The organism is Nonlabens dokdonensis DSW-6 (assembly GCF_000332115.1).
GTDB classification, from domain to species: Bacteria; Bacteroidota; Bacteroidia; order Flavobacteriales; family Flavobacteriaceae; genus Nonlabens; species Nonlabens dokdonensis.
In genome coordinates this window covers 1,463,052-1,486,539 of record NC_020156.1, presented here as the reverse complement: position 1 = coordinate 1,486,539, position 23,488 = coordinate 1,463,052, and the positions used below count along the sequence as shown (strand labels likewise).

The 23,488-nt window shown below is 35.8% G+C and carries 24 protein-coding genes; 14 read left to right on the top strand and 10 right to left on the bottom strand.

Annotated elements, in window-relative coordinates; genetic code table 11:
- Positions 1–58: 58 nt before the first annotated feature.
- Positions 59–5,581, top strand: coding sequence for an alpha-2-macroglobulin family protein (locus DDD_RS06515; protein WP_041566996.1), 5,523 nt, complete (start codon positions 59–61; stop codon positions 5,579–5,581).
- Between the two features lie 146 nt (positions 5,582–5,727).
- Here DDD_RS06515 and DDD_RS06510 read toward each other — a convergent pair whose 3' ends face one another.
- The 4 genes from DDD_RS06510 to DDD_RS06495 form a co-directional block, all read right to left on the bottom strand.
- A complete protein-coding gene (locus DDD_RS06510; protein WP_015362001.1) occupies positions 5,728–6,024 on the bottom strand; it encodes a GIY-YIG nuclease family protein in 297 nt (98 codons plus the stop codon).
- A gap of 250 nt (positions 6,025–6,274) precedes the next feature.
- The gene (locus tag DDD_RS06505; protein WP_015362000.1) at positions 6,275–7,306 is read right to left on the bottom strand and encodes a glycosyltransferase family 9 protein; all 1,032 of its coding nucleotides are present in this window, start codon (positions 7,304–7,306) and stop codon (positions 6,275–6,277) included.
- Between the two features lie 3 nt (positions 7,307–7,309).
- Complete coding sequence (locus tag DDD_RS06500; protein ID WP_015361999.1) at positions 7,310–7,918, bottom strand: DUF4254 domain-containing protein; 609 nt, start codon at positions 7,916–7,918, stop codon at positions 7,310–7,312.
- 42 nt (positions 7,919–7,960) lie between these two features.
- Positions 7,961–8,857: a DUF6427 family protein gene (locus DDD_RS06495; protein WP_015361998.1), complete on the bottom strand. Its 897-nt coding sequence runs from the start codon at positions 8,855–8,857 to the stop codon at positions 7,961–7,963.
- Between the two features lie 46 nt (positions 8,858–8,903).
- On the opposite strand from DDD_RS06495, the gene DDD_RS06490 reads away from it, so the two are divergent.
- Entirely contained in the window at positions 8,904–9,125 is a 222-nt protein-coding gene (locus tag DDD_RS06490; protein ID WP_015361997.1) for a DUF6341 family protein, read from the top strand.
- A gap of 13 nt (positions 9,126–9,138) precedes the next feature.
- On the opposite strand, the gene purD is transcribed toward DDD_RS06490, so the two are convergent.
- Positions 9,139–10,407 (bottom strand): phosphoribosylamine--glycine ligase, encoded by a 1,269-nt coding sequence (gene purD / locus DDD_RS06485; RefSeq protein ID WP_015361996.1) that lies wholly within the window; start codon positions 10,405–10,407, stop codon positions 9,139–9,141.
- Positions 10,408–10,564: 157 nt separating this feature from the next.
- Between purD and DDD_RS06480 the strand changes: the two genes are divergently transcribed.
- Genes DDD_RS06480 through DDD_RS06470 form a run of 3 tightly spaced genes read left to right on the top strand, consistent with a single transcriptional unit; the run spans position 10,565 to position 12,330 of the window.
- Positions 10,565–10,747, top strand: a complete 183-nt coding sequence (locus DDD_RS06480; RefSeq protein WP_041566995.1) for a hypothetical protein — start codon at positions 10,565–10,567, stop codon at positions 10,745–10,747.
- Positions 10,735–11,037 carry a type II toxin-antitoxin system RelE/ParE family toxin gene (locus tag DDD_RS06475; RefSeq protein WP_041566994.1) on the top strand — a complete coding sequence of 101 codons (303 nt, stop codon included), beginning with the start codon at positions 10,735–10,737 and terminating at the stop codon, positions 11,035–11,037. Before DDD_RS06480 ends, DDD_RS06475 begins: the two co-directional genes overlap by 13 nt.
- Before the next feature lie 3 nt (positions 11,038–11,040).
- Positions 11,041–12,330: a phenylacetate--CoA ligase family protein gene (locus tag DDD_RS06470; protein ID WP_015361993.1), complete on the top strand. Its 1,290-nt coding sequence runs from the start codon at positions 11,041–11,043 to the stop codon at positions 12,328–12,330.
- A 21-nt stretch (positions 12,331–12,351) separates the two neighbouring features.
- On the opposite strand, the gene DDD_RS06465 is transcribed toward DDD_RS06470, so the two are convergent.
- The 4 genes from DDD_RS06465 to DDD_RS06450 all read right to left on the bottom strand — a co-directional run bounded on the left by DDD_RS06465 (position 12,352) and on the right by DDD_RS06450 (position 16,207).
- The gene (locus DDD_RS06465; RefSeq protein ID WP_015361992.1) at positions 12,352–13,125 is read right to left on the bottom strand and encodes a glycosyltransferase family 2 protein; all 774 of its coding nucleotides are present in this window, start codon (positions 13,123–13,125) and stop codon (positions 12,352–12,354) included.
- Entirely contained in the window at positions 13,125–14,516 is a 1,392-nt protein-coding gene (locus DDD_RS06460; protein WP_015361991.1) for an exopolysaccharide biosynthesis polyprenyl glycosylphosphotransferase, read from the bottom strand. The genes DDD_RS06465 and DDD_RS06460 overlap by 1 nt, the downstream gene beginning before the upstream one ends.
- The gene (locus DDD_RS06455) at positions 14,479–15,468 is read right to left on the bottom strand and encodes a UDP-glucuronic acid decarboxylase family protein (RefSeq protein ID WP_015361990.1); all 990 of its coding nucleotides are present in this window, start codon (positions 15,466–15,468) and stop codon (positions 14,479–14,481) included. The genes DDD_RS06460 and DDD_RS06455 overlap by 38 nt, the downstream gene beginning before the upstream one ends.
- 103 nt (positions 15,469–15,571) lie before the next feature.
- The gene (locus DDD_RS06450) at positions 15,572–16,207 is read right to left on the bottom strand and encodes a peptidoglycan DD-metalloendopeptidase family protein (protein WP_041567359.1); all 636 of its coding nucleotides are present in this window, start codon (positions 16,205–16,207) and stop codon (positions 15,572–15,574) included.
- A gap of 149 nt (positions 16,208–16,356) precedes the next feature.
- Here DDD_RS06450 and DDD_RS06445 point away from each other — a divergent pair, with 149 nt between their 5' ends.
- The 5 genes from DDD_RS06445 to DDD_RS06425 all read left to right on the top strand — a co-directional run bounded on the left by DDD_RS06445 (position 16,357) and on the right by DDD_RS06425 (position 19,263).
- Complete coding sequence (locus DDD_RS06445) at positions 16,357–17,058, top strand: CoA transferase subunit A (RefSeq protein WP_015361988.1); 702 nt, start codon at positions 16,357–16,359, stop codon at positions 17,056–17,058.
- 50 nt (positions 17,059–17,108) lie between these two features.
- Positions 17,109–17,456 (top strand): four helix bundle protein, encoded by a 348-nt coding sequence (locus DDD_RS06440; protein ID WP_015361987.1) that lies wholly within the window; start codon positions 17,109–17,111, stop codon positions 17,454–17,456.
- A 45-nt stretch (positions 17,457–17,501) separates the two neighbouring features.
- A complete protein-coding gene (locus DDD_RS06435) occupies positions 17,502–18,155 on the top strand; it encodes a CoA transferase subunit B (RefSeq protein WP_015361986.1) in 654 nt (217 codons plus the stop codon).
- A 348-nt stretch (positions 18,156–18,503) separates the two neighbouring features.
- Entirely contained in the window at positions 18,504–18,881 is a 378-nt protein-coding gene (locus tag DDD_RS06430; RefSeq protein ID WP_041566993.1) for a hypothetical protein, read from the top strand.
- A 19-nt stretch (positions 18,882–18,900) separates the two neighbouring features.
- The gene (locus DDD_RS06425; RefSeq protein WP_015361984.1) at positions 18,901–19,263 is read left to right on the top strand and encodes a hypothetical protein; all 363 of its coding nucleotides are present in this window, start codon (positions 18,901–18,903) and stop codon (positions 19,261–19,263) included.
- Between the two features lie 170 nt (positions 19,264–19,433).
- Here DDD_RS06425 and DDD_RS06420 read toward each other — a convergent pair whose 3' ends face one another.
- Entirely contained in the window at positions 19,434–20,477 is a 1,044-nt protein-coding gene (locus DDD_RS06420; protein ID WP_015361983.1) for a ferredoxin--NADP reductase, read from the bottom strand.
- A gap of 92 nt (positions 20,478–20,569) precedes the next feature.
- Here DDD_RS06420 and DDD_RS06415 point away from each other — a divergent pair, with 92 nt between their 5' ends.
- The 4 genes from DDD_RS06415 to DDD_RS06400 all read left to right on the top strand — a co-directional run bounded on the left by DDD_RS06415 (position 20,570) and on the right by DDD_RS06400 (position 23,399).
- Positions 20,570–22,039: a DUF5687 family protein gene (locus DDD_RS06415; RefSeq protein WP_041566991.1), complete on the top strand. Its 1,470-nt coding sequence runs from the start codon at positions 20,570–20,572 to the stop codon at positions 22,037–22,039.
- 137 nt (positions 22,040–22,176) lie between these two features.
- Positions 22,177–22,914: an ABC transporter ATP-binding protein gene (locus DDD_RS06410; protein ID WP_015361981.1), complete on the top strand. Its 738-nt coding sequence runs from the start codon at positions 22,177–22,179 to the stop codon at positions 22,912–22,914.
- A gap of 76 nt (positions 22,915–22,990) precedes the next feature.
- Entirely contained in the window at positions 22,991–23,149 is a 159-nt protein-coding gene (locus DDD_RS17950) for a hypothetical protein (protein WP_015361979.1), read from the top strand.
- 22 nt (positions 23,150–23,171) lie between these two features.
- Complete coding sequence (locus DDD_RS06400; RefSeq protein WP_015361978.1) at positions 23,172–23,399, top strand: hypothetical protein; 228 nt, start codon at positions 23,172–23,174, stop codon at positions 23,397–23,399.
- The last annotated feature ends 89 nt before the right edge of the window (positions 23,400–23,488 follow it).

The following is a 23,488-nucleotide window of genomic DNA, read 5'->3' as shown; positions in this document are numbered from 1 at the left end:
CAAGTTTCTATAACTTTAAGGAAATTACCTATTAACCATTAATTCCTGCTCTATTTTGATGAAAAAAGCACTTTTATTTATGTTTTCGCTAGTTGTTCTAGCTTCCTGCAACACAAAAACTAATGAAGAAAAACTTCAAGAACACCAAAATGAATTTTTCAAATTTAGGGAACATATTAGTCAGGTTTCTGATGATGTGATCTCGACTAGAGAACCTATCACTATCAAATTGACAGAACCTGTTGAAGGTTGGACTACAGGAAAAGAGTTGGATAATAGTTTAATAAGCCTGAGCCCTGATGTTTCAGGAAAATTGACTGCTTTAGATGCGCAAACGGTTTCCTTTTTACCTGAGAAACCACTGAAACAAGACGCTGAATACTCGGTAAGTTTTAATCTTTCAAAAGTTAAGAAGGTAGAAAAGGATTTAGAGGAGTTTACTTTTAGATTCAAAACGATTGCTCAAGATTATATTGTGAGCACGCAGCCTGTAGGTTCTTATGAAGGAGATTATCAATACGTTACTGGAGCCATTAAATCCAGTGATATCATGGAGCTGGAAAATGCAAAGCAAATTGTAACAGCAAAATTAAAGGGTAAAGAGCTGCCACTAAAATTTGAAAGCTCAATTGCTTTAGGTAAGTATTTTGAATTTAAAATCGATAGTATCCAGCGTCCTATAGAAGATGAAAAAGTAGAGATTTCATGGAACGGTAAAAGCATAGGAGTAGATAGCAAAGGAAATAATACAATTACACTTCCAGGTAAAAATAGTTTTTCAGTTACGGACATTGAATTAGTAAATGGAGATGCACAATATATCTTGATCAACTTTTCAGATCCATTAAAAACGTCTCAAAACCTGGATGGAATGATCCAGATAGAAGGTGTTGATAAAATGAAATTTGAAAGTAAAGGAAATGAGTTAAAAGTATATCCATCAAAAACGGTCACTGGATCTAAAAAAGTGGAGGTATTTACGGGAATCACCAGTATAGATGGCTATAAGTTAAAAAATGGATTCTCTAGTTATATAGCTTTTGAGCAAGTTAATCCAGAAGTGAAACTAGTGAGATCTGGTACTATATTACCATCTTCTCAAAATTCTAAAATCAATTTTAAAGCGGTTAATCTTAATGCTGTTGATGTTTGGGTTTATAAAATTTATAGCAATAATGTCTTACAGTTTTTGCAGAACAATAATTTAGATTCTTCTGGACGCATGAGAAACGTAGGAAGACCAGTTGCTCGTAAAGTGGTGGATCTTAAAGCTACAGGAAATGATGTCAACAGATGGAATACCTATTCTGTTGATTTAAATGAAGTCATCGCCACAGATCCTGGTGCTATTTATAGAGTAGAATTCAAGTACAAATTAGCTTACAGTGCTTACAAATGTGAGTACACTCCAGAAAATCAACCAGAGATTGAAGAAGTAGATTTTGACGATTCTTTTGAAGCTAGTAATTGGGATGGCGCTCAAAATTACTATTATGATGATGAGTACGGTTATTATGATTACAACTGGAGAGATCGCGAAGATCCATGTACTCATTCTTTTTATAGAAATAAAAAAGTAAGTACAAATGTGCTTGCTAGTGATTTAGGAATAACAGTAAAAAGAGGTGAAGGAAACGGTTATTTAATTGCGGTTAATAATATCATTACGACAAAACCTTTAGGTGGCGCTCAAGCAACACTATTCAATTTTCAACAACAAGAAATAGCTAGTTCGCGTACTAATAATCAAGGTCTATTAGATATCAAATTAGATAATCCAGCATTTTTTGCAAAGGTTACTTATAACAATCAGCATGGATATGTACGATTAGATGATGGTAATGCACTTTCAGTAAGTAAGTTCGATACTTCTGGAAAACGACTGAAGAAAGGAATCAAAGGCTATATCTATGGCGAGCGTGGCGTGTGGCGTCCTGGAGATCATATTTATCTAACTTTCATGCTCAACGATGCCGATAATAAATTACCTAACGGTCATCCTATCAAGTTAGAATTAAGAAACGCTAATGGAAAAATTACTCATAAAGAAGTTCAAAAAAATGGGTTGAATAATTTCTATCAATTTGATCTGAAAACAGATGATAATGCACCTACAGGAAATTGGAACGCTAAAGTAGAAGTAGGTGGCGTTACTTTTAATAAAACATTGAAGATTGAAACTATTAAACCTAATCGCTTAAAAGTAAAACTAGATTTTGATGAAGAGATTATCAAATCTGGACAGAACGTAAAAGGTTCTTTAAATGCGATGTGGTTGCACGGCGCAACTGCCAAAGGTCTTAAAGCAAACGTTACTGCAAAGTATTATGCAACGACCACTAAATTCAAGAAATACGACAGCTATGTTTTTGACGATCCTTCTAGATTTTTTGATCTTCAAGAATCCGAAGTTTTTGATGGAAACCTAGATCAAAGTGGCGACGCTACATTCAATTTTGAACCCAATATGGATTCTGAAGCTCCTGGAATGTTAAAAGCCAGTTTCCTAACTAAAGTGTATGAAAACGGAGGCGATTTCAGTACTAATGTAACAACTAAGACCTATTCTCCATATGATACTTATGTAGGTATAGACGTGCCACCAGGAGATAAGCAACGTGGCATGTTATTAACAGACACGGACCATAATTTTGACGTGGTAACTTTAGATCAAAATGGTAATCCTAAAGCAACTAAAGAGCTAGAAGTAAAAGTCTATAAGGTGAACTGGAGATGGTGGTGGCAATCACAGTCTGGAAGCCTTTCTAGATATGAAGCCAGAGAATACCGTCAGCAAGTGTATAGCAATACTATAAATACCAATTCTAACGGAAAAGGGAATTTTAAATTCTCACTTAAATATCCAGAATGGGGAAGATATCTGGTACGCGTTTATGATCCTGAATCAGGACATTCTACTGGGAAAATTATTTATGTAGACTGGCCAGGATGGGCAGGAAAAAGCCGTAAAGTAGATCCAGAAATGGCTTCTATGCTCATTTTCAATGCTGATAAGAAAACCTACAAGGTAGGAGAAAACGCAAAAATTACATTCCCATCTAGTGCTGGTGGACGTGCGTTGATTACTGTAGAAAATGGTACTGAAGTTCTTGATGCACAATGGGCAGAAACTACAGATAAGCAAACTCAAGTAACCATACCGCTCAATAACCTCTACGTTCCTAATGTTTATGTACATATTACCTATCTACAAAAACATGCACAAACAGCAAACGATTTACCGTTGAGAATGTATGGTGTGATACCATTATTAGTAGAGAATGAGGCAACACATCTTGAGCCAGAAATTAAGATGCCTAAAGAACTCGCACCTAAAACCAGTGCAAAGATTACAGTAAGTGAGAAAAACAACAAAGCCATGACCTACACACTAGCTGTTGTAGATGAAGGTTTGCTGGACCTCACTAATTTCAAAACGCCTGATGCCTGGGATACGTTCTTTGCTCGTGAAGCTTTAGGAGTAAAAACTTGGGATATTTTTGATGATGTGATCGGTGCATATGGTGGTCGAATTGACGCCGCTTTTGCGATAGGTGGTGATGGAAGCGCAGCAGCTTCTAAAGCCAAAAAAGCCAACCGTTTCAAACCTATGGTCATTCATTTAGGTCCATTTACTTTAAAAGCAGGTGAGAGCAAAACACATACGATAGACATTCCGCAATATGTTGGTTCTGTACGTACGATGGTAGTAGCTGGTAATGATCGCTCTGAAGCTTACGGTAGTGCCGAAATTGCGACTCCAGTAAAAAAGCCGCTCATGATGCTTGCCTCGCTTCCGCGAAAGCTGTCTCCTGGAGAAACAGTAAAATTACCGGTAACTGTTTTTGCAATGGATGATAAGGTAAAGGACGTAAAAGTGACTCTGGAAAACTCACCGTTCTTTGAATTATTGAATGGTAATACTCAAGATTTAAAGTTCACAGAAACTGGCGATCAGATTGCCTACTTTGATGTAAAAGTCAAGGAAGCAACTGGAATTGCACAACTGAAACTTTCTGCAAAAGGAAACGGAGAAGCAGCTGCTTATGAGACAGAAATTGATTTAGTAAATCCTAATCCGTATAGTACGATTTCTGAAAAAGCTATCGTAAAACCTGGCGAGACAGCGACTATTTCAATCAATCCTTTTGGAACTAAAGGAACTAATTCATCTACCGTGACTTTTTCTAGTTTGCCACCTATGGATTTAGGGCGTAGATTGAACTATTTGATTCGTTATCCGCATGGTTGTGTAGAGCAAACGGCTAGTGCGGCTTTTCCACAACTGCATCTTGCTAGCGTGGTAGATTTAAATAGCAATCAGCAAAAGCAAATTAGTCACAATATTAAAGCGGCGATCAATAAGTTGGGTTATTATCAGAAAGCAAATGGTGGTTTCTCTTACTGGCCGGGCAGCGGTAGTGTGAACGATTGGGGAACAACTTATGCTGGTCACTTTATGATCGAGGCAGAAACTGCAGGTTATACCGTTCCTATTTCATTCAAGTCTAACTGGATCGCTTATCAAAAAAGAGTGGCAAAACAATGGCGTTATAATGATCGCAATGATTTATATCAAGCCTACAGATTGTATTCTCTAGCAGTGGCAGGAGCTCCAGATTTATCTTCTATGAACCGTTTACGCGAAAACGCAAACCTATCTAACGATAGTAAGTTAAGACTAGCTGCGGCCTATGCATTAGTAGGACAGAACAAGGCGGCAGAAGAACTTCTATCAAAGAGTAATATAGATTTCCAACCTAATCGTTATGACTATAGAACTTATGGTTCTCCACAACGTAATCGTGCGATGGCATTAGAAACCTACACGATCATGAAAAAGGATGAGCGTGCGAGACAAATCATGGAAGAATTAGCAAAAAACCTAGATTCTGATCGTTATTACAATACGCAAGCACTGGCTTATAGTTTTATTGCCATCAGCAAATATGCAAATCATGTAGGAGGAAAAGGAGTCAACGTGAGCTATACTTTTAATGGTAAAACAACTACTGTTTCCAGTGCTAAAAGTTTGGCAAACCGCGATCTGGATATTGATGAAAAAGCTACTTCTTTTACGGTAACGAACACAGGTGATAACATGATTTTTATAACCAATGCAATGACTGGTAAATTGCCTGTTGGAAATGAAAAAACAGCTCAGAGTAAATTGAATGCCACGATCACTTATGTAGACAAAGAAGGAAAAACAGTCAACGTGAGTAAAGTAAATCAAGGAACAGAACTTACTGCGATCACTACGATTACAAATACCACTGGTTCTAGAATAGAAGATGTCGCACTGACTCAAATCTTGCCTTCTGGTTGGGAAATAGTCAATACTAGATTCACAGATTACGGCGCTGAAGAAGCAAATACCAGCATCGAATACACCGATATAAAAGATGATCGTGTCAACTACTATTTTGATTTAAAAGCTAGAGAAACACTCACTTTTAAAACAACGATCAATGCCAGTTATCTAGGAAGGTATTACCTACCGGGCATACAATGTGAAGCCATGTATGACGCAGATTATATTGTGCGTAATAAAGGACAGTGGATTGAGGTGGTGAGGTAAAACAAGTATCAGTTTCATATCCAGCGGATTGCTTCGTTGCTGCACCCCTCGCAATGACTCCTTAAAACAGTCATTGCGAGCGCTTTTCCAAAGTGATGGTCAGCGCGACGCAATCTGCTGGAAATTTGCAAAGATGCTCGTACTATTCACTCATCTAGTAGCTTTTCAAATAAATCCTTCCAATCTGGATTCATTGATTCGATCAGTGCAACTTTTCTTTTACGATTACCAGCTTTTAATTGTTTTTCTCGTGCTATAGCATCGCCTATCAGTTGAAACGATTCATGATAAACCAGTTTGTGGAGATTGTACCGAGCAGAAAATGATTTAGGATAAAACTTAGTCTTATGTCGCTTGATGCGTTGCTCAAGATTAGAAGTAACACCTACATATAAAGTGGTGTTATTTTTATTAGTTATGATATAAACATATCCAGGTATCATATAAACAAATGTAACCTAATTTTGAATCGTAATTATTTGCAGTTTAGAACTTTGGAAATTGTAATCACAGCTTATTCAACTGTTGAAGATCGTAATTTATTTCCATTTCCAGCGGATTACTTCGTCGTTGCACTCCTCGCAATGACTTATCACAACAGTCTTTGCGAGCGCTTCTCCAGAAAGATAATCAGCGCGCAGCATACCTCTGAAGAGCGGAATCCCTAAGAAACATTTTTGAAGCGATTAAGAGCTAAGACTTCAACACCTCATTTAACCTATCAACAACAGCTTTCACTTTGATAGAACTCGTCGCTTTCTTGTAACCTTTCACTACTTTATTCCCAAAAATAGAAGTAGGAACTAATGGATATTTCTTCCTATCTACGGTCAATTGATTTTCCTTTGGTTGACCGTAAGGAGCAAAACCAGCGTAAGGATGCGTATTTCCCCATAATGTAATTACTGGAACACCATACAATGCCGCAAGATGGCCATTACCGCTATCCATTGCTATCATTGCATCTAATTGAGACATAATCGTCAGCTCATTTTCAAAACTGGTTAGTCCAGCTAGATTGATCACATTTGTTGTAGTACCAGCAACTATTTGCAATTGTTTTTCTTCTTTTTTCCCACCACCAAAAAGGATAATAGTTACCTGCTCATTTTTTGCAATGGCTTGTACTATTTTCTTAGCTTTTTTAACTGTGAGCGCTTTTGTCTTATGAGCAGCAAATGGAGCAAAACCTACCCATTTTGATGTTTTTCGGCCTATTTTATCATGAATTTGAGGTAAAACAGCCTCTTTTGATAAAAATTCATTTCCTTTTAATTCGATCTTAAAACCTAATTCTCGCAAAACATCTGCATAGCGTTCTGTACTATGTTTTAAGGGTTGAAAAAAGTTTGGATCATTTACGAGGCGCTTTTTGTCTGATCTTCCTTTATCTATTTTAGCTTTAGGAATTCCTGTTAAAAATGTTCTTAGAATCTTACTGCGTAAGACATTGTGAAAGTCAGCTACTGCATCAATTTCTTGAGCCTTTATCTCTTTTGAAAGTCGGTAGAGACCAGAGATTCCTTTGTGTTTTGCATCTACATCTGCTTCTATAAACCTAATGTCAGGAATGTATTCTAGAATGGATTGGAATCGCTTTCGCGAAAGCGCAACTATTTCCACCTCAGGATAGTCTCTTTTTAAAGCCAGTAAAACGGGCACGCACATGGTAACATCGCCCATAGCGCTTAGTCTAATGACGAGAATGCGTTTAGGAAGTGGCATGTATTATTTAAGTGCTCTTAGCACAGGATTAAGCTCGTCGTCATTGTACATTTTCATTTGCTTATATACTTTCATGTACTTATCTCCATTAGAAATATCTTCTAATAATTGATCTAAAGCAGTTGATAAATCCACACGCTGCTCTAAAAGAATATCAAGTTTCTTTTGGCAGGCGTTGATATGATCTTGAGAAGCGTCTGTACGAGTTGCTTCTTCATTCATATGGTAAATTTTCAATGCAAGAATAGACAAGCGGTCGATTGCCCATGCAGGACTTTCTGTATTAATTCTTGCGCCATTTTTAATAGATACATCGCTGTATTTGTCAAGAAAATAGCTGTCCACAAATTCTACCATATCGGTACGATCTTGATTGCTAGCATCGATTTTACGCTTTAGAGTAAGTGCTGCAATAGGATCAATTTGTGGGTCTCTAATAATGTCTTCATAATGCCATTGTACCGTATCAATCCAGCACTTGCGATATAATAAATGCTCAATAAGGTGTGAATTGCGATCGTACGGATTTTCAAATTCCTGATCTACCGTGTTGATGACATGGTATTGATCAATTACTGTTTGAAAAATTTTATTGGCTTTATCTGAGAACATAAACTTGATTTAGAAATGCAAATATAAAGATTTATCAGTGCTCTATATTCTAAAGAAAATCGTAGCTACTATAATTATTAAAGGAATCCACAAAACAGATTCCCTGAATACTTTATGCTCCTGTTCTTGTAATAAACGAGTCAGGAAAATACTAATAATTGGAATTGTTAATAGAGCTGTGCCAGTCAAGATAAATTCTGCTACGACACATAAACCAGTAAACCCTAAAACTGAAAATCGAGATCTAGCACTTAAAGAAATATTAGGAAAACTTAAAAGCATAGCAACGGAAGCTATCAAACATAAAAATGCTAAGGAACTATAAAAAACTAGATCACTTGAAAACTTTATGTTTGTATAATCAAGGTTGTCATTCAACTCACTGAAGAAATCTCTCCACAAATTAGTTGTAAAGTATTGATCTATAGTAAAGGTTAGTATCAAGATGGTACTGATTGCAACAAACGGAACTGCCCAATATTTTAAATTTTTAAAAGCGTGAATCGTGATACTTAAAAAGACAATTGTAAAGAAAATAGTGCTCCAAGAATAAAAAATACAAGCAACCGCAATCCACAAGGAAGCGTCAAATATTTTTCTTGTCATTTGTTTTCCTGTACGCATACTTAGTATTCTGCGCAATGCAAGTAGCAAGAAGAGGTAGGCAAGAAAAGAATATTCACTTGTAGAGTACAGTATAACGAGAATTAATAGGCAGCTGTACAACCAGATTCCATAAGAGTTATTAGAAATAAATTCATTTTTAATTGCAATAAAATGAAAAAGCCCAATTGATAATCCTGCGGTAATCGGTATCCAAACATAACCCCAACCTAAATAAGGATGAGTAATAATATAATAACCAGTTGCAAATAGTACCATCAAAAAAGTGATGATAAAATGAATAGGTTTACTCGTTCTAAAAAAACTAGAAAGCATACGATTTTTTAACTATTTTTGCAGCAGTAACAAGCAATTTACAGAAATGGAAAGTTTATTAGACGCAATAGTAGGTTTATTTGAAATTATTTTAGCTCCTTTTGATGCCTTAAGAGAGTTAGAAGATACAAGCTGGTTTGCAGCAAATGCCATCTCATGGCTATGTATTCTTATTTTAGTAGTAGCATTTGTTTACTGGATGAAGCAATTAAAAGAATATGACAAGGAAGAGGATAAAACTCAAACTGGTCATTCTTTCTTAGGTTAAAAATTTTAGCTTTTTATAGGTCAAAACCTATATCAGTTCTATAATACATCTTATCAAATTGTAGTTTTTCTACATTTTGATAAGATTTTTTTAGTGCCTGTTTGAAATCAGTTCCATAACTGGTTACAGCCATAACACGTCCTCCATTAGTCACAATCTTCCCTTCTTTTATTGCAGTACCAGCATGAAAAACAATGCTGTCTACTACATTTTCTAAACCTATAATTTCCATACCTTTTTCATAAGCTTCTGGATAACCGCCTGCAACACACATTACAGTTGTGGCGTATCTAGAATCTATGTTGAGATGTTCTTTGTGTAGTTCCGCTTTCGCGAAAGCGTGCAAATGACTCAACAAATCGCTAGAAATACGAGGCAATACAACTTCAGTCTCTGGATCGCCCATTCTTACGTTATACTCGATCACTTCTGGCTCACCATCCACAATCATGAGGCCTATGAATACAAAGCCCTTATAGACGATGTTCTCCTTTTTGAAACCTTCAATGGTAGGTTTTATAACTCGATCTTCAATTTTTTGCATTAGAAGATCATCTGCAAACGGAACCGGTGACACGGCGCCCATTCCGCCAGTGTTTAATCCAGTATCGCCTTCTCCTATGCGTTTGTAATCTTTTGCGGTAGGCATCACTTTATAAGAATTACCGTCTGTCATCACAAAAACGCTCATCTCTATTCCAGATAAAAACTCTTCTATCACTACCTTATTTGATGCTGCACCAAATTTGCCACCTACTAACATTTCTTCAAGAGACTCCTTAGCTTCTTTGGCATCTGGAATGATAAGAACTCCTTTTCCTCCTGCAAGTCCATCTGCTTTGAGTACAAACGGCGGTTTTAAGGTATCTATAAAGGCCATTCCTTCCTTAAGGGTTTCTTTTGTGAAGCTTTTGTAAGCCGCAGTAGGCACGTTATTGCGTTGCATAAACTCTTTAGCAAACTCTTTAGAACCTTCAAGAACAGCACCTTCTTTTGACGGGCCTATGACATTAACATGTTTTAAGTCATCGCTTTGAAAAAAGTCATAAATACCATCCACAAGCGGCGCTTCTGGACCTACGATAAGCATTTCAATATCATTCTCTAATACAAATGTTTTTATGGCAGCAAAATCAGTTATTCCTAGATTTACATTAGTAGCTATTTGATCAGTCCCAGCATTTCCTGGAGCAACAAATAACTTAGACAGTAGGGAACTTTTAATAATTGAGTGTGCAAAAGCGTGCTCACGGCCACCGCTTCCTAAAATAAGAACATTCATGCGTTGTGTTTATGGAATGCAAAAATAAGTTTTTGCTAAGATTGAGAGAAAGTGATTAGAATTAGTTTAGTTAAGATATTCAATACAATTGTTGATAGTTTAATAAACTCGAGTTTCTATATTATTTTATTTTGTAACTTGTATTCAAATAAAAACGATGTTGACAAAGGAAAAAATACTAGAAAGTTTGGAAAATTTGCCAGATAAATTTGAACTAGATGATTTTCTTGAAGAGTTATACTTAATAGAAAAGATAGAAAAAGCGCGCGAACAATCTAAAAATGGCCAGGTATACACTCATGCAGAGATGCAAAAACGTATAAAGTCTTGGTCTCATTAAATTGGACACATACAGCAGACGAAGATTTGAATTCCATCTTTAATTTTATAGCAAAAAATTCGACTTATTATGCACACCGGGAAATTAATAAAATTTATGTTGCGGCAAGTTCACTCCAATTGCAACCTGTATTAGGGAAAGTTGTTTTTACTAAAGAAAGTTTTAGTCTAAGAGAACTTGTTGCTGGCAATTACAGAATTATTTATGAAATTATAAATGAAGAGCGCATCGATATTCTTTTCATCCACCATGGTGCAAGAGATTTAGGTAAACGACTTAGAAAACTATAATCAGTGCCACTCCAACTCTTCCATAAAACATTAAAACTACAGGGTTTTAAGATCGACCAAGCTCGTAATGAGTTTACCGCTATTTCTATTCATGATATAGAGAAACGTAAACAGAAAATTTTAAAACACCATTTTACCAGCAACCATTTTTATAATTCATTAGTAACAAACAAAAAGGCAAACTGGAATGAATTACCAGTTTTGTCAAAGAAGGATTTCCAACAACCTTTGTACAAACGATTAAGCAAAGGATTTACTTTAAAAAATGTTTTTAAAGGCAAAACCAGCGGTTCTAGTGGGCATCCATTTATGTTTGCAAAAGATAAATATGCTCACGCCATGACTTGGGCAGCTTTTCATGAGGCTTATATGCAACATGGCATTAATCTAAATACTTCATTGCAAGCGCGATTTTATGGAATACCCTTAAGTGGTAAAGGAAGGTATCTGGAATTGATAAAGGATTTTATCAGTTACCGCAAGCGTTTTCCTATTTTTAATATGAATGATGAAGTTTTAGAGCGCTTTGTCAACCAATTTACAAAAACCAAATTTGATTATATCAATGGTTACACCAGCAGCATAGTCTTGCTGGCCAACTATTGTAAACGTAAAAATTTGATTTTAAAGGGTGTTTGTCCATCCCTTAAAATTTGTATCGTAACTAGTGAGATGCTTTTTCCAGACGATAGATTACTACTTGAAGAATGGCTAGGAATTCCTGTTGTAAATGAATATGGAGCTAGTGAGATAGGACTGATTGCCATGCAAAATAGTAAAGGTGATTTTGAAGTGAATCAGCAAAACCTTTTCGTTGAGATTGTAGACGAGAATAATCAACCGCTTCAAGATGGAGTAGTAGGTCGCATTCTAATTACCGATTTATTTAATAAAGCGCATCCTATGATACGTTATGAAATAGGTGATTTAGGAAGTCTAGAAACCTTAGAAAACGGCACTAGAATTCTAAAAGAACTTCAAGGCCGCACCAGTGATATTGCTCGTTTACCTAGTGGTAAGGTAATTCCTGGATTAACTTTTTACTACGTAACCAAAAAGATTATAAAAGACGAAATAGAGATTTTAGAATTTGTAGTGATCCAGAAAAAACCTTCTCTTTTTGAGATTCAGTATGTGAGTAGTACCGATATGGATGAACGCCTAAAAATTGATATTCAAAAGGCAATGGACGAATATCTAGAACCTGGACTTAAAGTAAAATTTACAAGGTTAGCAGTTCTCGATAGAAGTAAACGCGGGAAGTTAAAACAGTTTATGAGTGAGGTGAAATAAACTTGCTATTAATCTCATTAATTAAACATTTACTTTCAATCTATTTTTTACTAAAAACTGCTCATAAAAAAAGCGCACCATCAAAACCGTACTTTTTATTGCAGAATATCCTAAATGAGTTCTATAAACAGCATAATTATACTTAATCAAATCAAACTTGTTTGCAGAAAGTCCTTCACTTAAACGGTAACTTGCGATCGGCTCTTGAATACCTATGGCATAATCTGCTTTTTTTAAAACATCTAGCCACATTGCCCAGTCTTGCCTTTTACGCAAAGCAGGCATGTAAAATTTGCCTAATTTTTGAGCGTTATAAATTCCCGTAAGGTTGCCTAGGTAATTAGCCTTTAAAAGTCTTTTGAAAGTAAGCTTTTCAAAAACATGATGGATCTGTTCTGGATGTTCTGGCGATGTTGAAAATATCTCATAAGCTCCATAACAAGCCACTGCATTTTGTGATTTCATAGCCTCAATTTGTATTTCTAGCTTTTTAGGCTTCCATAGATCATCTGCATCTAGGAAGGCTATGTAGGTTCCTGTTGCGGCTTCTACTCCTTTGTTGCGAGTAATTCCTGCACCGGCGTTTGAGGAGTTTTTTAAAGTGATAAAACTTACTTCACTAGAAGCGTTATTTGATGCGTACGCTTTCGCGAAAGCGAGACTTTCATCTTCACTACAATCGTCAATAATTATAATTTCTAGAGGTCTATAAGTTTGAGATAAAATACTATCAAGTGACTCCTTAACCGTTGCAACGCTGTTGTAAGTAGGCATTATGATAGAAACAAGCTCCATTAGTATGCTTTTTCTTCACCTTGAAATACGTTGGCAATCGTTTTAAAAATGATGACAATGTCTTGAGCGATATTCCAGTTTTCTATGTAATAAATATCATTGCGCACACGTCCTTTGATGTCCTCTTCAGTTTCTACCTCGCCTCGATAACCGCTTACTTGAGCTAGTCCTGTAATACCAGGTTTTACAAAATGGCGCACCATGAATTTATCAATACGTTCTGCATACATATGTGTGTGACTTACCATGTGAGGTCGTGGACCTACAACACTCATATCTCCTAAAAGTACATTGAAGAATTGTGGTAACTCGTCGATACTGGTCTTGCGTAAAAACTTACCTATTTTAGTAATTCTATGGTCACCACGTTTTACTTGATGTAAATGGGCAGTTTTATTAGGCACCATTGAACGGAATTTAAAACAAGTAAATTCTTTGTAATCTAAACCGTTGCGAGCTTGTTTAAAGAAAACAGGTCCTTTAGACTCCAGTTTAATTATTATGGCCACTAAAGGTGTGAGCCATGACATAACACCTATAATTACAAATAAGGAAAATACGATGTCAAAAGCTCTTTTGGTAATTTTATTTGCAAGATCATCAAGAGGTATTTCTCTCAATGATAATACAGGAGTAAGGCCGTAATAATCACAATGCACCTGCTGTGAAAGTACAGCCTCTGTATCTGGTATGAATTTGAGCGTTCTCAAATTGTTATCTGCAAAATCAGTTAGTTCTACTAATTGATCATTGTCCAGTTCTTTTACAGAGCAAAAAATCTCATCAATTTTATTATCGATTACCCATTTTTGAAAATCGGCTAGAGTGAAACTTGCGGTATGGACATCGATCACTTTTTTAGATCGATAGCCATAGTCTGTATGTGTTTCAAAAAATTGATAAAGTTGCTCTGTTTCTTCATTAACACCTAGAATAGCCACGTTTCTAAAGTTTCCGCCTAGTGTGCTTCTATAATTCTTTAGAATAAAGAATAAACCAATTTTTACTAATGATATTCCTCCTATAGTAGTTGCTAAGTAATTAAAAATATAGGTGGACTCTCTACTCAGCTCGTAGTAGTAACCAAAAAACGCAAATACTACAAAAGCAAAAAATACAGATTGCCTTGCAAGTCGCATCAATAAAGTAGTAAACTTTGTATTCCTACGGATTTTGTAAAAGTCTAATTGCATGGAAATGATAACCCAACAAATACCTATAAAAATACTATAGGTAAGTAAATCAAAGCTTTCCACAAAAAAATAAGACGCAGCAAGAATAATTATTCCCAAATCCAGAATATAGGAAATAGGTGTAATAAAACCAGAAAAACGGCCGTTGCGATAGGCAATACTATCTGCGGATATGTTTGGTAAAGTCTTTGTGGTCACGTTTGTTTAATTCTTCTTTTGACAATGATTTGAAATACTCAAAAGTTATTCTCATTCCTTCTTCACGGCCTACTTTAGGTTCCCAATCTAGGACTTCTTTTGCTAGGCTTATATCGGGACGTCTTTTTAAGGGGTCATCCTGTGGTAAATCTTTATAAACTACTTTTTGATCTGTTCCTGTAAGTGCTATGATTTCTTCAGCAAAATCACCTATCGTGATTTCATTAGGATTACCGATGTTCACGGGATCTGAGTAATCGCTCAACAGCAACCTGTAAATTCCTTCTACTTGATCATCTACATAGCAAAATGATCGCGTTTGTGTTCCATCACCGAAGACGGTAATATCTTCACCTCTCAAAGCTTGTCCCATAAAGGCAGGAATCACACGACCGTCATTCAATCGCATTCTAGGGCCATAAGTATTAAAAATACGTACAATTCTAGTTTCTAGACCATGAAACCTATGGTAAGCCATCGTCATGGATTCTTGAAAACGTTTTGCCTCATCATAAACTCCACGAGGTCCTATAGTATTCACATTTCCGTAGTAAGACTCGTCTTGAGGATGTACTAATGGGTCTCCATAAATCTCACTGGTAGATGCAATAAGTAATCTTGCTTTTTTTGCCATCGCAAGGCCGAGTAAATTATGCGTTCCTAAAGAACCTACTTTCAACGTCTGAATAGGGATTTTGAGATAATCTATAGGACTGGCAGGACTAGCAAAATGTAAAACATAATCTAATTCTCCAGCAACATGCACATAATTTGATACATCTTGATGATAAAACTCAAAATCTTCAAGAGGGAAAAGATGCTCTATATTTTTAAGATCACCGGTGATAAGGTTATCCATCGCTACTACACAATAACCTTCTTTGATAAAACGGTCACAGAGATGTGAACCTAAAAATCCAGCGGCACCGGTAATAAGAACTCTTTTTTTCATATAGATTATGGGTTGAATCGGGCGGTAAATATAGGAAAATTGAAAGCGTACTCTGGAGGATTTCTTGCGAAACCTTAAAATGGTTTTCTAAAAACAGCTTATTCTAAAAAATTAAAGAATTGGGATTCAAAATCAATCCTTCATAATCCTGCAACTCTTCTTGTGCAGCAACACCTGGATAATCGCCTTTATATTCCCCAATATTAGTCATTATTTGAAAATGAAGATGTGGGCTGTATCCTCCGTTTTCTTCTGGTTTTCCTAAGGTTGCTATGATGTCGCTTTCGCGAAAGCGAGAACCAACAGACCAGTTTTCCATATCACTAATTGCGAGATGACCGTAAAGTGTATAGAGTTGTTTACCGTTGAAATCATGTTCTAAGATCAAGGTAGGTCCATAATTCCCATCGTCATCGTTGTTTGCAAAACTATGTACTACACCATCCATAAATGCATGAACGCTTGTACCAGCTGGCGCCCAAAGATCTATTCCCATATGAACATCGCGCACCAGTCCAGCCTGGAACCTAGCCGATTTTCTATACAAAGCACGCTGTTCTAAATAACCGCCATGAGCGATATATTTGCCGGTTTTGGACCGCTGGTTATCTAAATATTTTTCAAAAATGTCGATATCACTCACGTCATTATCATCCCAAAAAGGGTTCTTAATTGATAAGTCAATAGGGAAGTAATTGTTTTTACTGAATTTGGGATCAATAAGGTGTTTAAAAGCCATGATAAGTAATCTTGATTCTTGAATCATTCAGTGCGACGGTCTTGAATCTATATGAAATAGCAATTTAGTAAAATAACTAGCTTTTAGTTATCGATAAGCCTTTAAAATACTCGGTAAATTCCGTATTTTTAAACCAAATAAATGTAATTATGATCAATAGAACGGTAAAAGGCGTAGAAGAAGCGCTGGAAGGCGTTACAAGCGATATGACTTTTATGGTAGGTGGTTTTGGCCTTTCTGGAATTCCTGAAAATAGTATCGCGCAACTTGTAAAAACTGGAGCTAAAAATCTTACTTGTATTTCTAATAATGCAGGGGTAGACGATTTTGGATTAGGTTTGTTATTACAAGGCAAACAAATCAAGAAAATGATTTCTTCTTATGTAGGAGAAAATGATGAGTTTGAAAGACAAATGTTGAGTGGTGAATTAGAAGTAGATCTGATACCACAAGGAACTCTTGCCGAAAGATGTCGTGCCGCTCAAGCAGGAATACCAGCATTTTTCACACCAGCAGGCTATGGTACTGAAGTGGCCGAAGGTAAAGAAGTACGCGATTTTAATGGAAAACCTCATATTCTAGAACGCGCCTTTAAAGCAGATTTTGCTTTTGTAAAAGCATGGAAAGGTGATGAAGCAGGGAATTTAATATTCAAAGGAACCGCTAGAAACTTTAATCCAGTTATGGCTGGCGCTGCAACAATTACTGTCGCTGAGGTTGAGGAACTTGTTCCAGCAGGACAACTAGATCCTAATGAGATCCATATCCCAGGCATCTTTGTAAAACGCATTTTTCAAGGAGCTAAGTATGAGAAGAGAATTGAGCAGAGGACTGTAAGGACTCGTGATTGATTAATTAATTTGCTGATGTGCTAGTGTGCTGATGAATAAAATAATTTGATATGCAGAAAAATATTATAGTTGAGAAATCAACTGAATTTGCTCTTGAAATTATTGATTTCACTTCCTTTTTGAAAAAAGAAAAGCACTACGAAATTTCCAGCCAATTGTTTAGGAGCGGAACTAGTATAGGAGCAAATATTAATGAATCTCAACACGCTGAAAGCAGGAAAGATTTTATACACAAATTAAAGATTGCGGCGAAGGAAGCTTCTGAAACGAGATACTGGCTGTTCTTATGCACAAAATCAGACAGCTTGCCTTCTCCAAAACAAGAATTGTTCAATCAACTAGAAAGTATAGAGAAATTATTATCAAAAATAATCTCTACCACAAAAAGCAGAATGTGAAAATTAGCACATTAGCACATCAATTAATTAGCACATTAGATAAATATGTTAGACAAAATAGGAATTGCAAAAAGAATTGCACAAGAAGTAAAAAACGGTTACTACGTGAATCTAGGAATAGGAATACCAACCTTAGTGGCTAACTATGTTCCTGAAGGAATAGATGTAGAATTCCAGTCAGAGAATGGAGTTTTAGGTATGGGACCTTTTCCATTTGAAGGAGAAGAAGATGCCGACGTTATAAATGCTGGTAAACAAACCATTACGACCATGCCTGGCGCCAGTTTTTTTGATAGCGCCACTAGTTTTGGGATGATACGTGGGCAGCACGTAGATCTGACTATTCTAGGAGCAATGGAAGTTGCTGAAAACGGCGATATCGCCAACTGGAAAATACCAGGTAAAATGGTAAAAGGAATGGGTGGCGCCATGGATCTCGTTGCCAGTGCAGAGAATATAATCGTAGCGATGATGCATACCAATCGAGCTGGAGCATCAAAACTGCTTAAAAAATGCTCACTACCACTTACTGGAGTGAATTGTATCAATAAAATAGTAACAAACCTAGCCGTGCTTGAAGTTACGGATAAAGGTTTTAAACTTTTAGAACGTGCACCTGGAGTAAGTGTAGAAGAAATTCAAAACGCTACAGACGGAACTTTGATTATAGATGGAGAGATTCCTGAGATGAGTATTTAACAAGACAACCGACTTACTGACGATTGACGACCGAGAAAAAGAATCTACAATGTTTGGTTGAGCGATAGTCGAAACCTATTTGCTTAGCACAATCTCTACGTATAGAAAAACGTATTCGACTGTAGCTCAGACTGACAAATCGATAACATTAAAATAACTTTTTTCCATTTCCAAATAGTATAATTAATTCTGCCCTTAGGGAAATAGCTTTTTAGAAGCCAACATGCCAAGTATTTGTCTTGGCATGTTTCAAGAATAGTTGAAGTTATTTCAGAGTTATAAAATAAGTTTTAACAAGTTTTTTTAATTTCACCACTCTTAGTTTTAACCTGATTAAATTTAATTCAAATGAAACCAATACATGTTATAAGTTTAATTATTTTATTCTTAGGAATATCGTGTAAATCTGACGTAAAAAAGGATCTTAATTCAGAACAATCATTTGAATATAAAGATTATGCATTTGATTTGAGATGTACACAAAAGGTATGTGAAGAGCCACATGTACTTATTACATATGATTATATGTCAACGGAATTATTGTTTTTTTCAGAGAATTACTTGCTAATTGACAACAAGAATTTAGAAGATAATAGTTTTAATTTAATCAAATGGAAAGTAAGTTTTGAAGAAGTGAATGAAATTATTGCTCTTGCTAGAAAAAGTAATATAGATATATTTTACGCTGCAAATGAATCCTTTTTAACAGATTATTTAAATGATTAAAATTTTTAGTAGTGTTCTGATGTCTTTGACTTTTATTGCCATTGTAAATCAAAGACGACAAATAGAGGTTGAACGCATTGTAATTTCAAACCCAAACGTAGAAATAGATTTTGAAAAAGATTACGATCAAAGTTTGAAAGTATACTATGATGTAGATAAAGAACTTCTACTTATTTCAAATCTAGATCGCGCATTAGAAGTAAAAAAAAGAGGAAGATACGGTCTTTATGGAAAAAGTGATTTTATTTATATTAAGCCAATTAATACAGATCAGTTGAGAGGCGCTGTAGCAAAGTTATCTGAATATGCTTTAGTGGAACATATATCTTTATATGAAATGCTTATCATGCATAAAGAGGCTAAGATCAATAGTGAAAAATAGATCATGTTGCGCAATTGTCTACAACTTTTTAAGTTGACCTACAAGATTTCCCAAAGGGCAGAATTAATTCTATCCTTTGGAAAGCATTAATATAGTTAAGATGTTGGATTTGAAAAGATCTGTTTGTTGTCCTTTTCAAAATTCAATTTCAATTTCAAGTTCGAATTCTTCTACACCTCATCAAAATTCACCACAACTTTTGCACTGGTGGCATAAGCTTGACAGGCAAGAGAAAGTCCGTCAGCGATTTCACTATCGGTTAAGATGGCGTTTTTTGCCATTTGTGCCGTTCCTTCTTCTATCTGGCAAATACAAGAACTACAAATACCGCCTTGACAACTGTACGGTGCGTCGATGTCATTTTTAAGCATCACGTCTAGTAAATTATCGGTACGCTTTACTGTAAGTGTGTGTTTTTCGTCATCAAGAATGACAGTAAGCTCGGTAAGGTGACTGTCTTCAGTGATCTCGATCTCATTTTCTTTGGCTGTGAAAAGCTCAAATTTTACGTCTTCTTTAGCAAGAACTTCCTTTTCAACAAGATTGTCTGTTGCCATCGTAATCATTTCTTCAGGTCCACATAAGTACGCTTTCGCGAAAGCGAGATCACTAACTTTCTGTTTCAAGAAATAGTTGAGGTTGGACTTACTCACACGACCAAAAAGTGCCTCATCGCGCTCTTCACGGGAGAAACAATATTGCAGTATAAAACGGTCACCATATTGATCTTTTAGATCATTAAACTGCTCGTGGTAAATGGTTTGTGCTACCGATTGATTTCCATAGATCAAAGCCACTTTACTGTCGGACTCATTAGTAAGCACGTCTTTTATGATAGAAGTAATAGGAGTGATACCACTTCCTGCTGCAACCATTAAATAATTTTGAGCAGTATCGCTTTTCTCATGGATAAAAAGCCCGTCTGGAGCAGCAACTTCTAATTGATCTCCAGCTCGTAAGGTCATCGCATAATTAGAAAAAACACCTTTTTCCACCGCTTTAATAACTACTTTTAAATCGGTTTCATGCGGTGCACTAGAAAGAGAATAGGCGCGACGCACCTCTTCTTCATTAATAGTGGCTTTAAGAGTTAAGTACTGTCCAGCTTGATAAGTAAACTCTGCAGATAGGTTTTCTGGAATCTCAAAAACCACTTCTACCGCTTGAGAAGTAACTTTAGTAACTTGTTTTATAGTAAGATGATGAAAAATCATGTCGTATTTTTAAAGCTGCAAAAGTAATAATTGAAATCCAAGCTGTAACATTTTTATAGTTTTTGTAACTAACTAAGCAAATCAAACCGAAAATGATCAAAAAATTTATTAATCTGGAATGGAAGAGCTTCATAAGAAGCGCTGCGTTTAAACAAAACTTAGCTTTTAAAATCCTGATGATTTTTGGAGCTATATATATGTTAGCGGTTTTGGGAGGTTTAGGATTTGGGTCCTACTTTATTATTGAAGAATTAGAGCTAGGTGAACCCATTCGCGTAGTGAACCAATATTTGATTTACTATTTCTTTTTTGATCTAGCGATGCGCTACATGCTTCAAAAAATGCCGGTGACTAATATCAAACCGTTGCTTTATCTTCCTATTACGCGATCTAATATTGTAAAATATGCATTGGGTAAAACCAGCATTTCATTCTTTAATATAGCGCATGCCTTCTTTTTTATTCCTTTTAGTATTGTATTATTAGTAAAAGGAGATGCCGCTTTTATAAATGTATTAGGCTGGCATCTTGCTATGATTTGTATTACTTACACGATTAATTATCTAAATGTATTCATGAATAATATGGATAGCGTTTTCTATCCAGTAATAGGCTTAATTGCGGCGAGTGGGATCTTACAGTATTACGGCATTTTTGATATAACAAACTATTCAGCACCAGTATTTGATTTCTTTTATGATAACGCTTTTGGTTTTATCATTCCGCTTGCTCTGGCAATTTCTAGTGCTTACTTTGCTTTTAACTACTTCAAAAACCAATTGTATCTAGACGCTGGTTTAAAGACTGAGGTGAAAGAGGCGAGTACAGAAGACTTAAGTTTCTTAGACCGATTCGGTAAAGTATCTACTTATTTAAAGAACGATATTAAACTTATAAAACGTAATAAAAGAGCGCGTACCACATTTCTAGTAGGTTTCTTATTTGTGTTTTATGGTTTCTTTTTCATGAATGAAATCTATGATAGTATTAATGGAATGAAAGTTTTTGCCGGACTGTTTTGTACTGGTGGATTCTTATTTATGTTCGGTGGACTGGTGCCATCTTGGGACAGTAGTTATTACAAACTCATGATGTCGCAAAACATTCCTTACCGTGACTTTTTATTGAGCAAATGGTGGTTAATGATCGTTTCTACCGTAGTGAGCACGTTGCTATGTACTTTGTACCTTTACTTTGGTTGGGACTGGTGGTTTGCTATGATTGCAGGTGCTATTTACAACATAGGTTTTAATAGTTCGGTAGTACTTTTAGGCGGTGCTTATGTAAAAACACCTATAGACTTGATGAGTTCTAAGAAAGCTTTTGGAGATTCTAAAGCTTTTAATGCCAAAACCTTACTTCTAGTAATTCCTAAACTATTCTTACCGGTACTTATTTATTATGCTTTTGCATTGACTATAAATGAGTCGGCTGGATTTATCGCCATTGCAGTTACAGGAGTTTTAGGGCTTTTATTCAGGAATAAGATATTTGACCTTATCGAGCGTGTTTATAAAAAGGAGAAGTACGATACGATTGCTGCCTATGCTCAAAAGGATTAACAGTTAAATAAAGATTTTAATGATCTCGCTTTCTTTTTAGTTTCGCTTTCGCGAAAGCGGAATCAAAAAGAAGTTCATGCCGCACTTGATGCGGTACCAAAGCGGAACAACAACTAACTAATAAGACATTTATAATTATGATTTCAATAACAAACCTTTCAAAAGTATACAACGGCGTTTCTGTACTAGATATAGACGAATTAAAGATTCATAAAGGGCAAGCCATAGGTCTTGTAGGAAATAACGGTGCTGGAAAAACAACCTTATTTTCTCTATTGCTGGACTTGATACAGCCTACGAGTGGTTATATTTTGAGTAATGATATTAAAGTAAGCGAGAGCGAAGACTGGAAACCTTTTACCAGCGCTTTTGTAGATGAGAGTTTCTTAATAGGTTATTTAACACCAGAAGAATATTTTTATTTCATAGGTGAATTAAGAGGTCAGAATAAAGCAGATATAGACGCGCTCATGGCTTCTTATTCTGATTTTTTCAATGGTGAAGCCATAGGTCAGAAAAAATACTTGCGTGATTTATCTAAAGGAAATCAAAAAAAGGTAGGAATAGTTGCCGCATTAATAGGCAATCCAGAAGTCGTAATTCTAGATGAGCCTTTTGCAAATCTAGACCCTTCAACTCAAATCAGGCTTAAGAAAATAATCAAAGAACTGGCTGATGATCCTAATACTACTGTTCTAGTTTCATCACACGATTTACAACATGTTACTGAAGTAACGCAGCGTGTTGTGTTATTAGAAAAAGGGAAAGTGGTCATGGACAAGGAAAAAACAGCAGGCACTTTTGCAGAGTTAGAGAACTATTTTAAAGGAATTTCTGAGAGCTATGCTCCTGTTCCTGTTTTAGAAGAGGAATAATATGCACCCTAGATATAAAATGTTAGGCATTCATGTAGTGATCTTTTTGGGAGTCTTTTTACTAACAAGATATCTTATGATGCAATTTATGGTTACACCTAGTAACACATGGCTTACTCTGGTACCTGCGGTTCTTGCATGGGTTATATCTCCAAGACCGCATGTGGTACAAATGCAATCAGGTAAGGAATATGGTTTAAAGTTTCTTTTTAGTAAGAAGGTTTATAAGATGTAATTACCTTTGAAAAAAATCTATAATGAGTCCTAAAATTAGAGTTTTCCTTATTTACGGTGTTTGCTTTACAGCGCTATTTTTGATAACGAGATTTGTTTTATTACAGTTCATTGAGCAAGGAGTCTGGACTACGTTTGTACCTATAGGTATAGCTATGATATTTTCTCCTAAACCTCACATCGAGGAAACCGAAAACGGTCGTGAATACAGTCTTAAATCTATCTTTTCTAGTAAGCCTTTTAAGTTTTAAATGATACCACGATCCATTTGAAGAGAATTTGATTAAGGATTTCATTAAAAACAAAGACCTAAGAATTATTTTTCTTAGGTCTTTATCGT

Excerpts from the sequence above, each read along its gene's own strand:
- DDD_RS06450 (WP_041567359.1), bottom strand. The coding sequence starts at position 16,207 with ATGGCTTTTAAACACCTTATTGATCCCAAATTCAGTAAAAACAATTAC.
- DDD_RS06500 (WP_015361999.1), bottom strand. The coding sequence starts at position 7,918 with ATGTTCTCAGATAAAGCCAATAAAATTTTTCAAACAGTAATTGATCAA.
- DDD_RS06515 (WP_041566996.1), top strand. The coding sequence starts at position 59 with ATGAAAAAAGCACTTTTATTTATGTTTTCGCTAGTTGTTCTAGCTTCC.
- DDD_RS06465 (WP_015361992.1), bottom strand. The coding sequence starts at position 13,125 with ATGGAGCTTGTTTCTATCATAATGCCTACTTACAACAGCGTTGCAACG.
- DDD_RS06410 (WP_015361981.1), top strand. The coding sequence starts at position 22,177 with ATGATTTCAATAACAAACCTTTCAAAAGTATACAACGGCGTTTCTGTA.
- DDD_RS06495 (WP_015361998.1), bottom strand. The coding sequence starts at position 8,857 with ATGCTTTCTAGTTTTTTTAGAACGAGTAAACCTATTCATTTTATCATC.
- DDD_RS06505 (WP_015362000.1), bottom strand. The coding sequence starts at position 7,306 with ATGCCACTTCCTAAACGCATTCTCGTCATTAGACTAAGCGCTATGGGC.
- DDD_RS06480 (WP_041566995.1), top strand. The coding sequence starts at position 10,565 with ATGTTGACAAAGGAAAAAATACTAGAAAGTTTGGAAAATTTGCCAGAT.
- DDD_RS17950 (WP_015361979.1), top strand. The coding sequence starts at position 22,991 with ATGATGCAATTTATGGTTACACCTAGTAACACATGGCTTACTCTGGTA.
- DDD_RS06430 (WP_041566993.1), top strand. The coding sequence starts at position 18,504 with ATGAAACCAATACATGTTATAAGTTTAATTATTTTATTCTTAGGAATA.
- DDD_RS06490 (WP_015361997.1), top strand. The coding sequence starts at position 8,904 with ATGGAAAGTTTATTAGACGCAATAGTAGGTTTATTTGAAATTATTTTA.
- DDD_RS06415 (WP_041566991.1), top strand. The coding sequence starts at position 20,570 with ATGATCAAAAAATTTATTAATCTGGAATGGAAGAGCTTCATAAGAAGC.
- DDD_RS06435 (WP_015361986.1), top strand. The coding sequence starts at position 17,502 with ATGTTAGACAAAATAGGAATTGCAAAAAGAATTGCACAAGAAGTAAAA.
- purD (WP_015361996.1), bottom strand. The coding sequence starts at position 10,407 with ATGAATGTTCTTATTTTAGGAAGCGGTGGCCGTGAGCACGCTTTTGCA.
- DDD_RS06455 (WP_015361990.1), bottom strand. The coding sequence starts at position 15,468 with ATGAAAAAAAGAGTTCTTATTACCGGTGCCGCTGGATTTTTAGGTTCA.
- DDD_RS06420 (WP_015361983.1), bottom strand. The coding sequence starts at position 20,477 with ATGATTTTTCATCATCTTACTATAAAACAAGTTACTAAAGTTACTTCT.
- DDD_RS06445 (WP_015361988.1), top strand. The coding sequence starts at position 16,357 with ATGATCAATAGAACGGTAAAAGGCGTAGAAGAAGCGCTGGAAGGCGTT.
- DDD_RS06400 (WP_015361978.1), top strand. The coding sequence starts at position 23,172 with ATGAGTCCTAAAATTAGAGTTTTCCTTATTTACGGTGTTTGCTTTACA.
- DDD_RS06440 (WP_015361987.1), top strand. The coding sequence starts at position 17,109 with ATGCAGAAAAATATTATAGTTGAGAAATCAACTGAATTTGCTCTTGAA.
- DDD_RS06510 (WP_015362001.1), bottom strand. The coding sequence starts at position 6,024 with ATGATACCTGGATATGTTTATATCATAACTAATAAAAATAACACCACT.
- DDD_RS06425 (WP_015361984.1), top strand. The coding sequence starts at position 18,901 with ATGTCTTTGACTTTTATTGCCATTGTAAATCAAAGACGACAAATAGAG.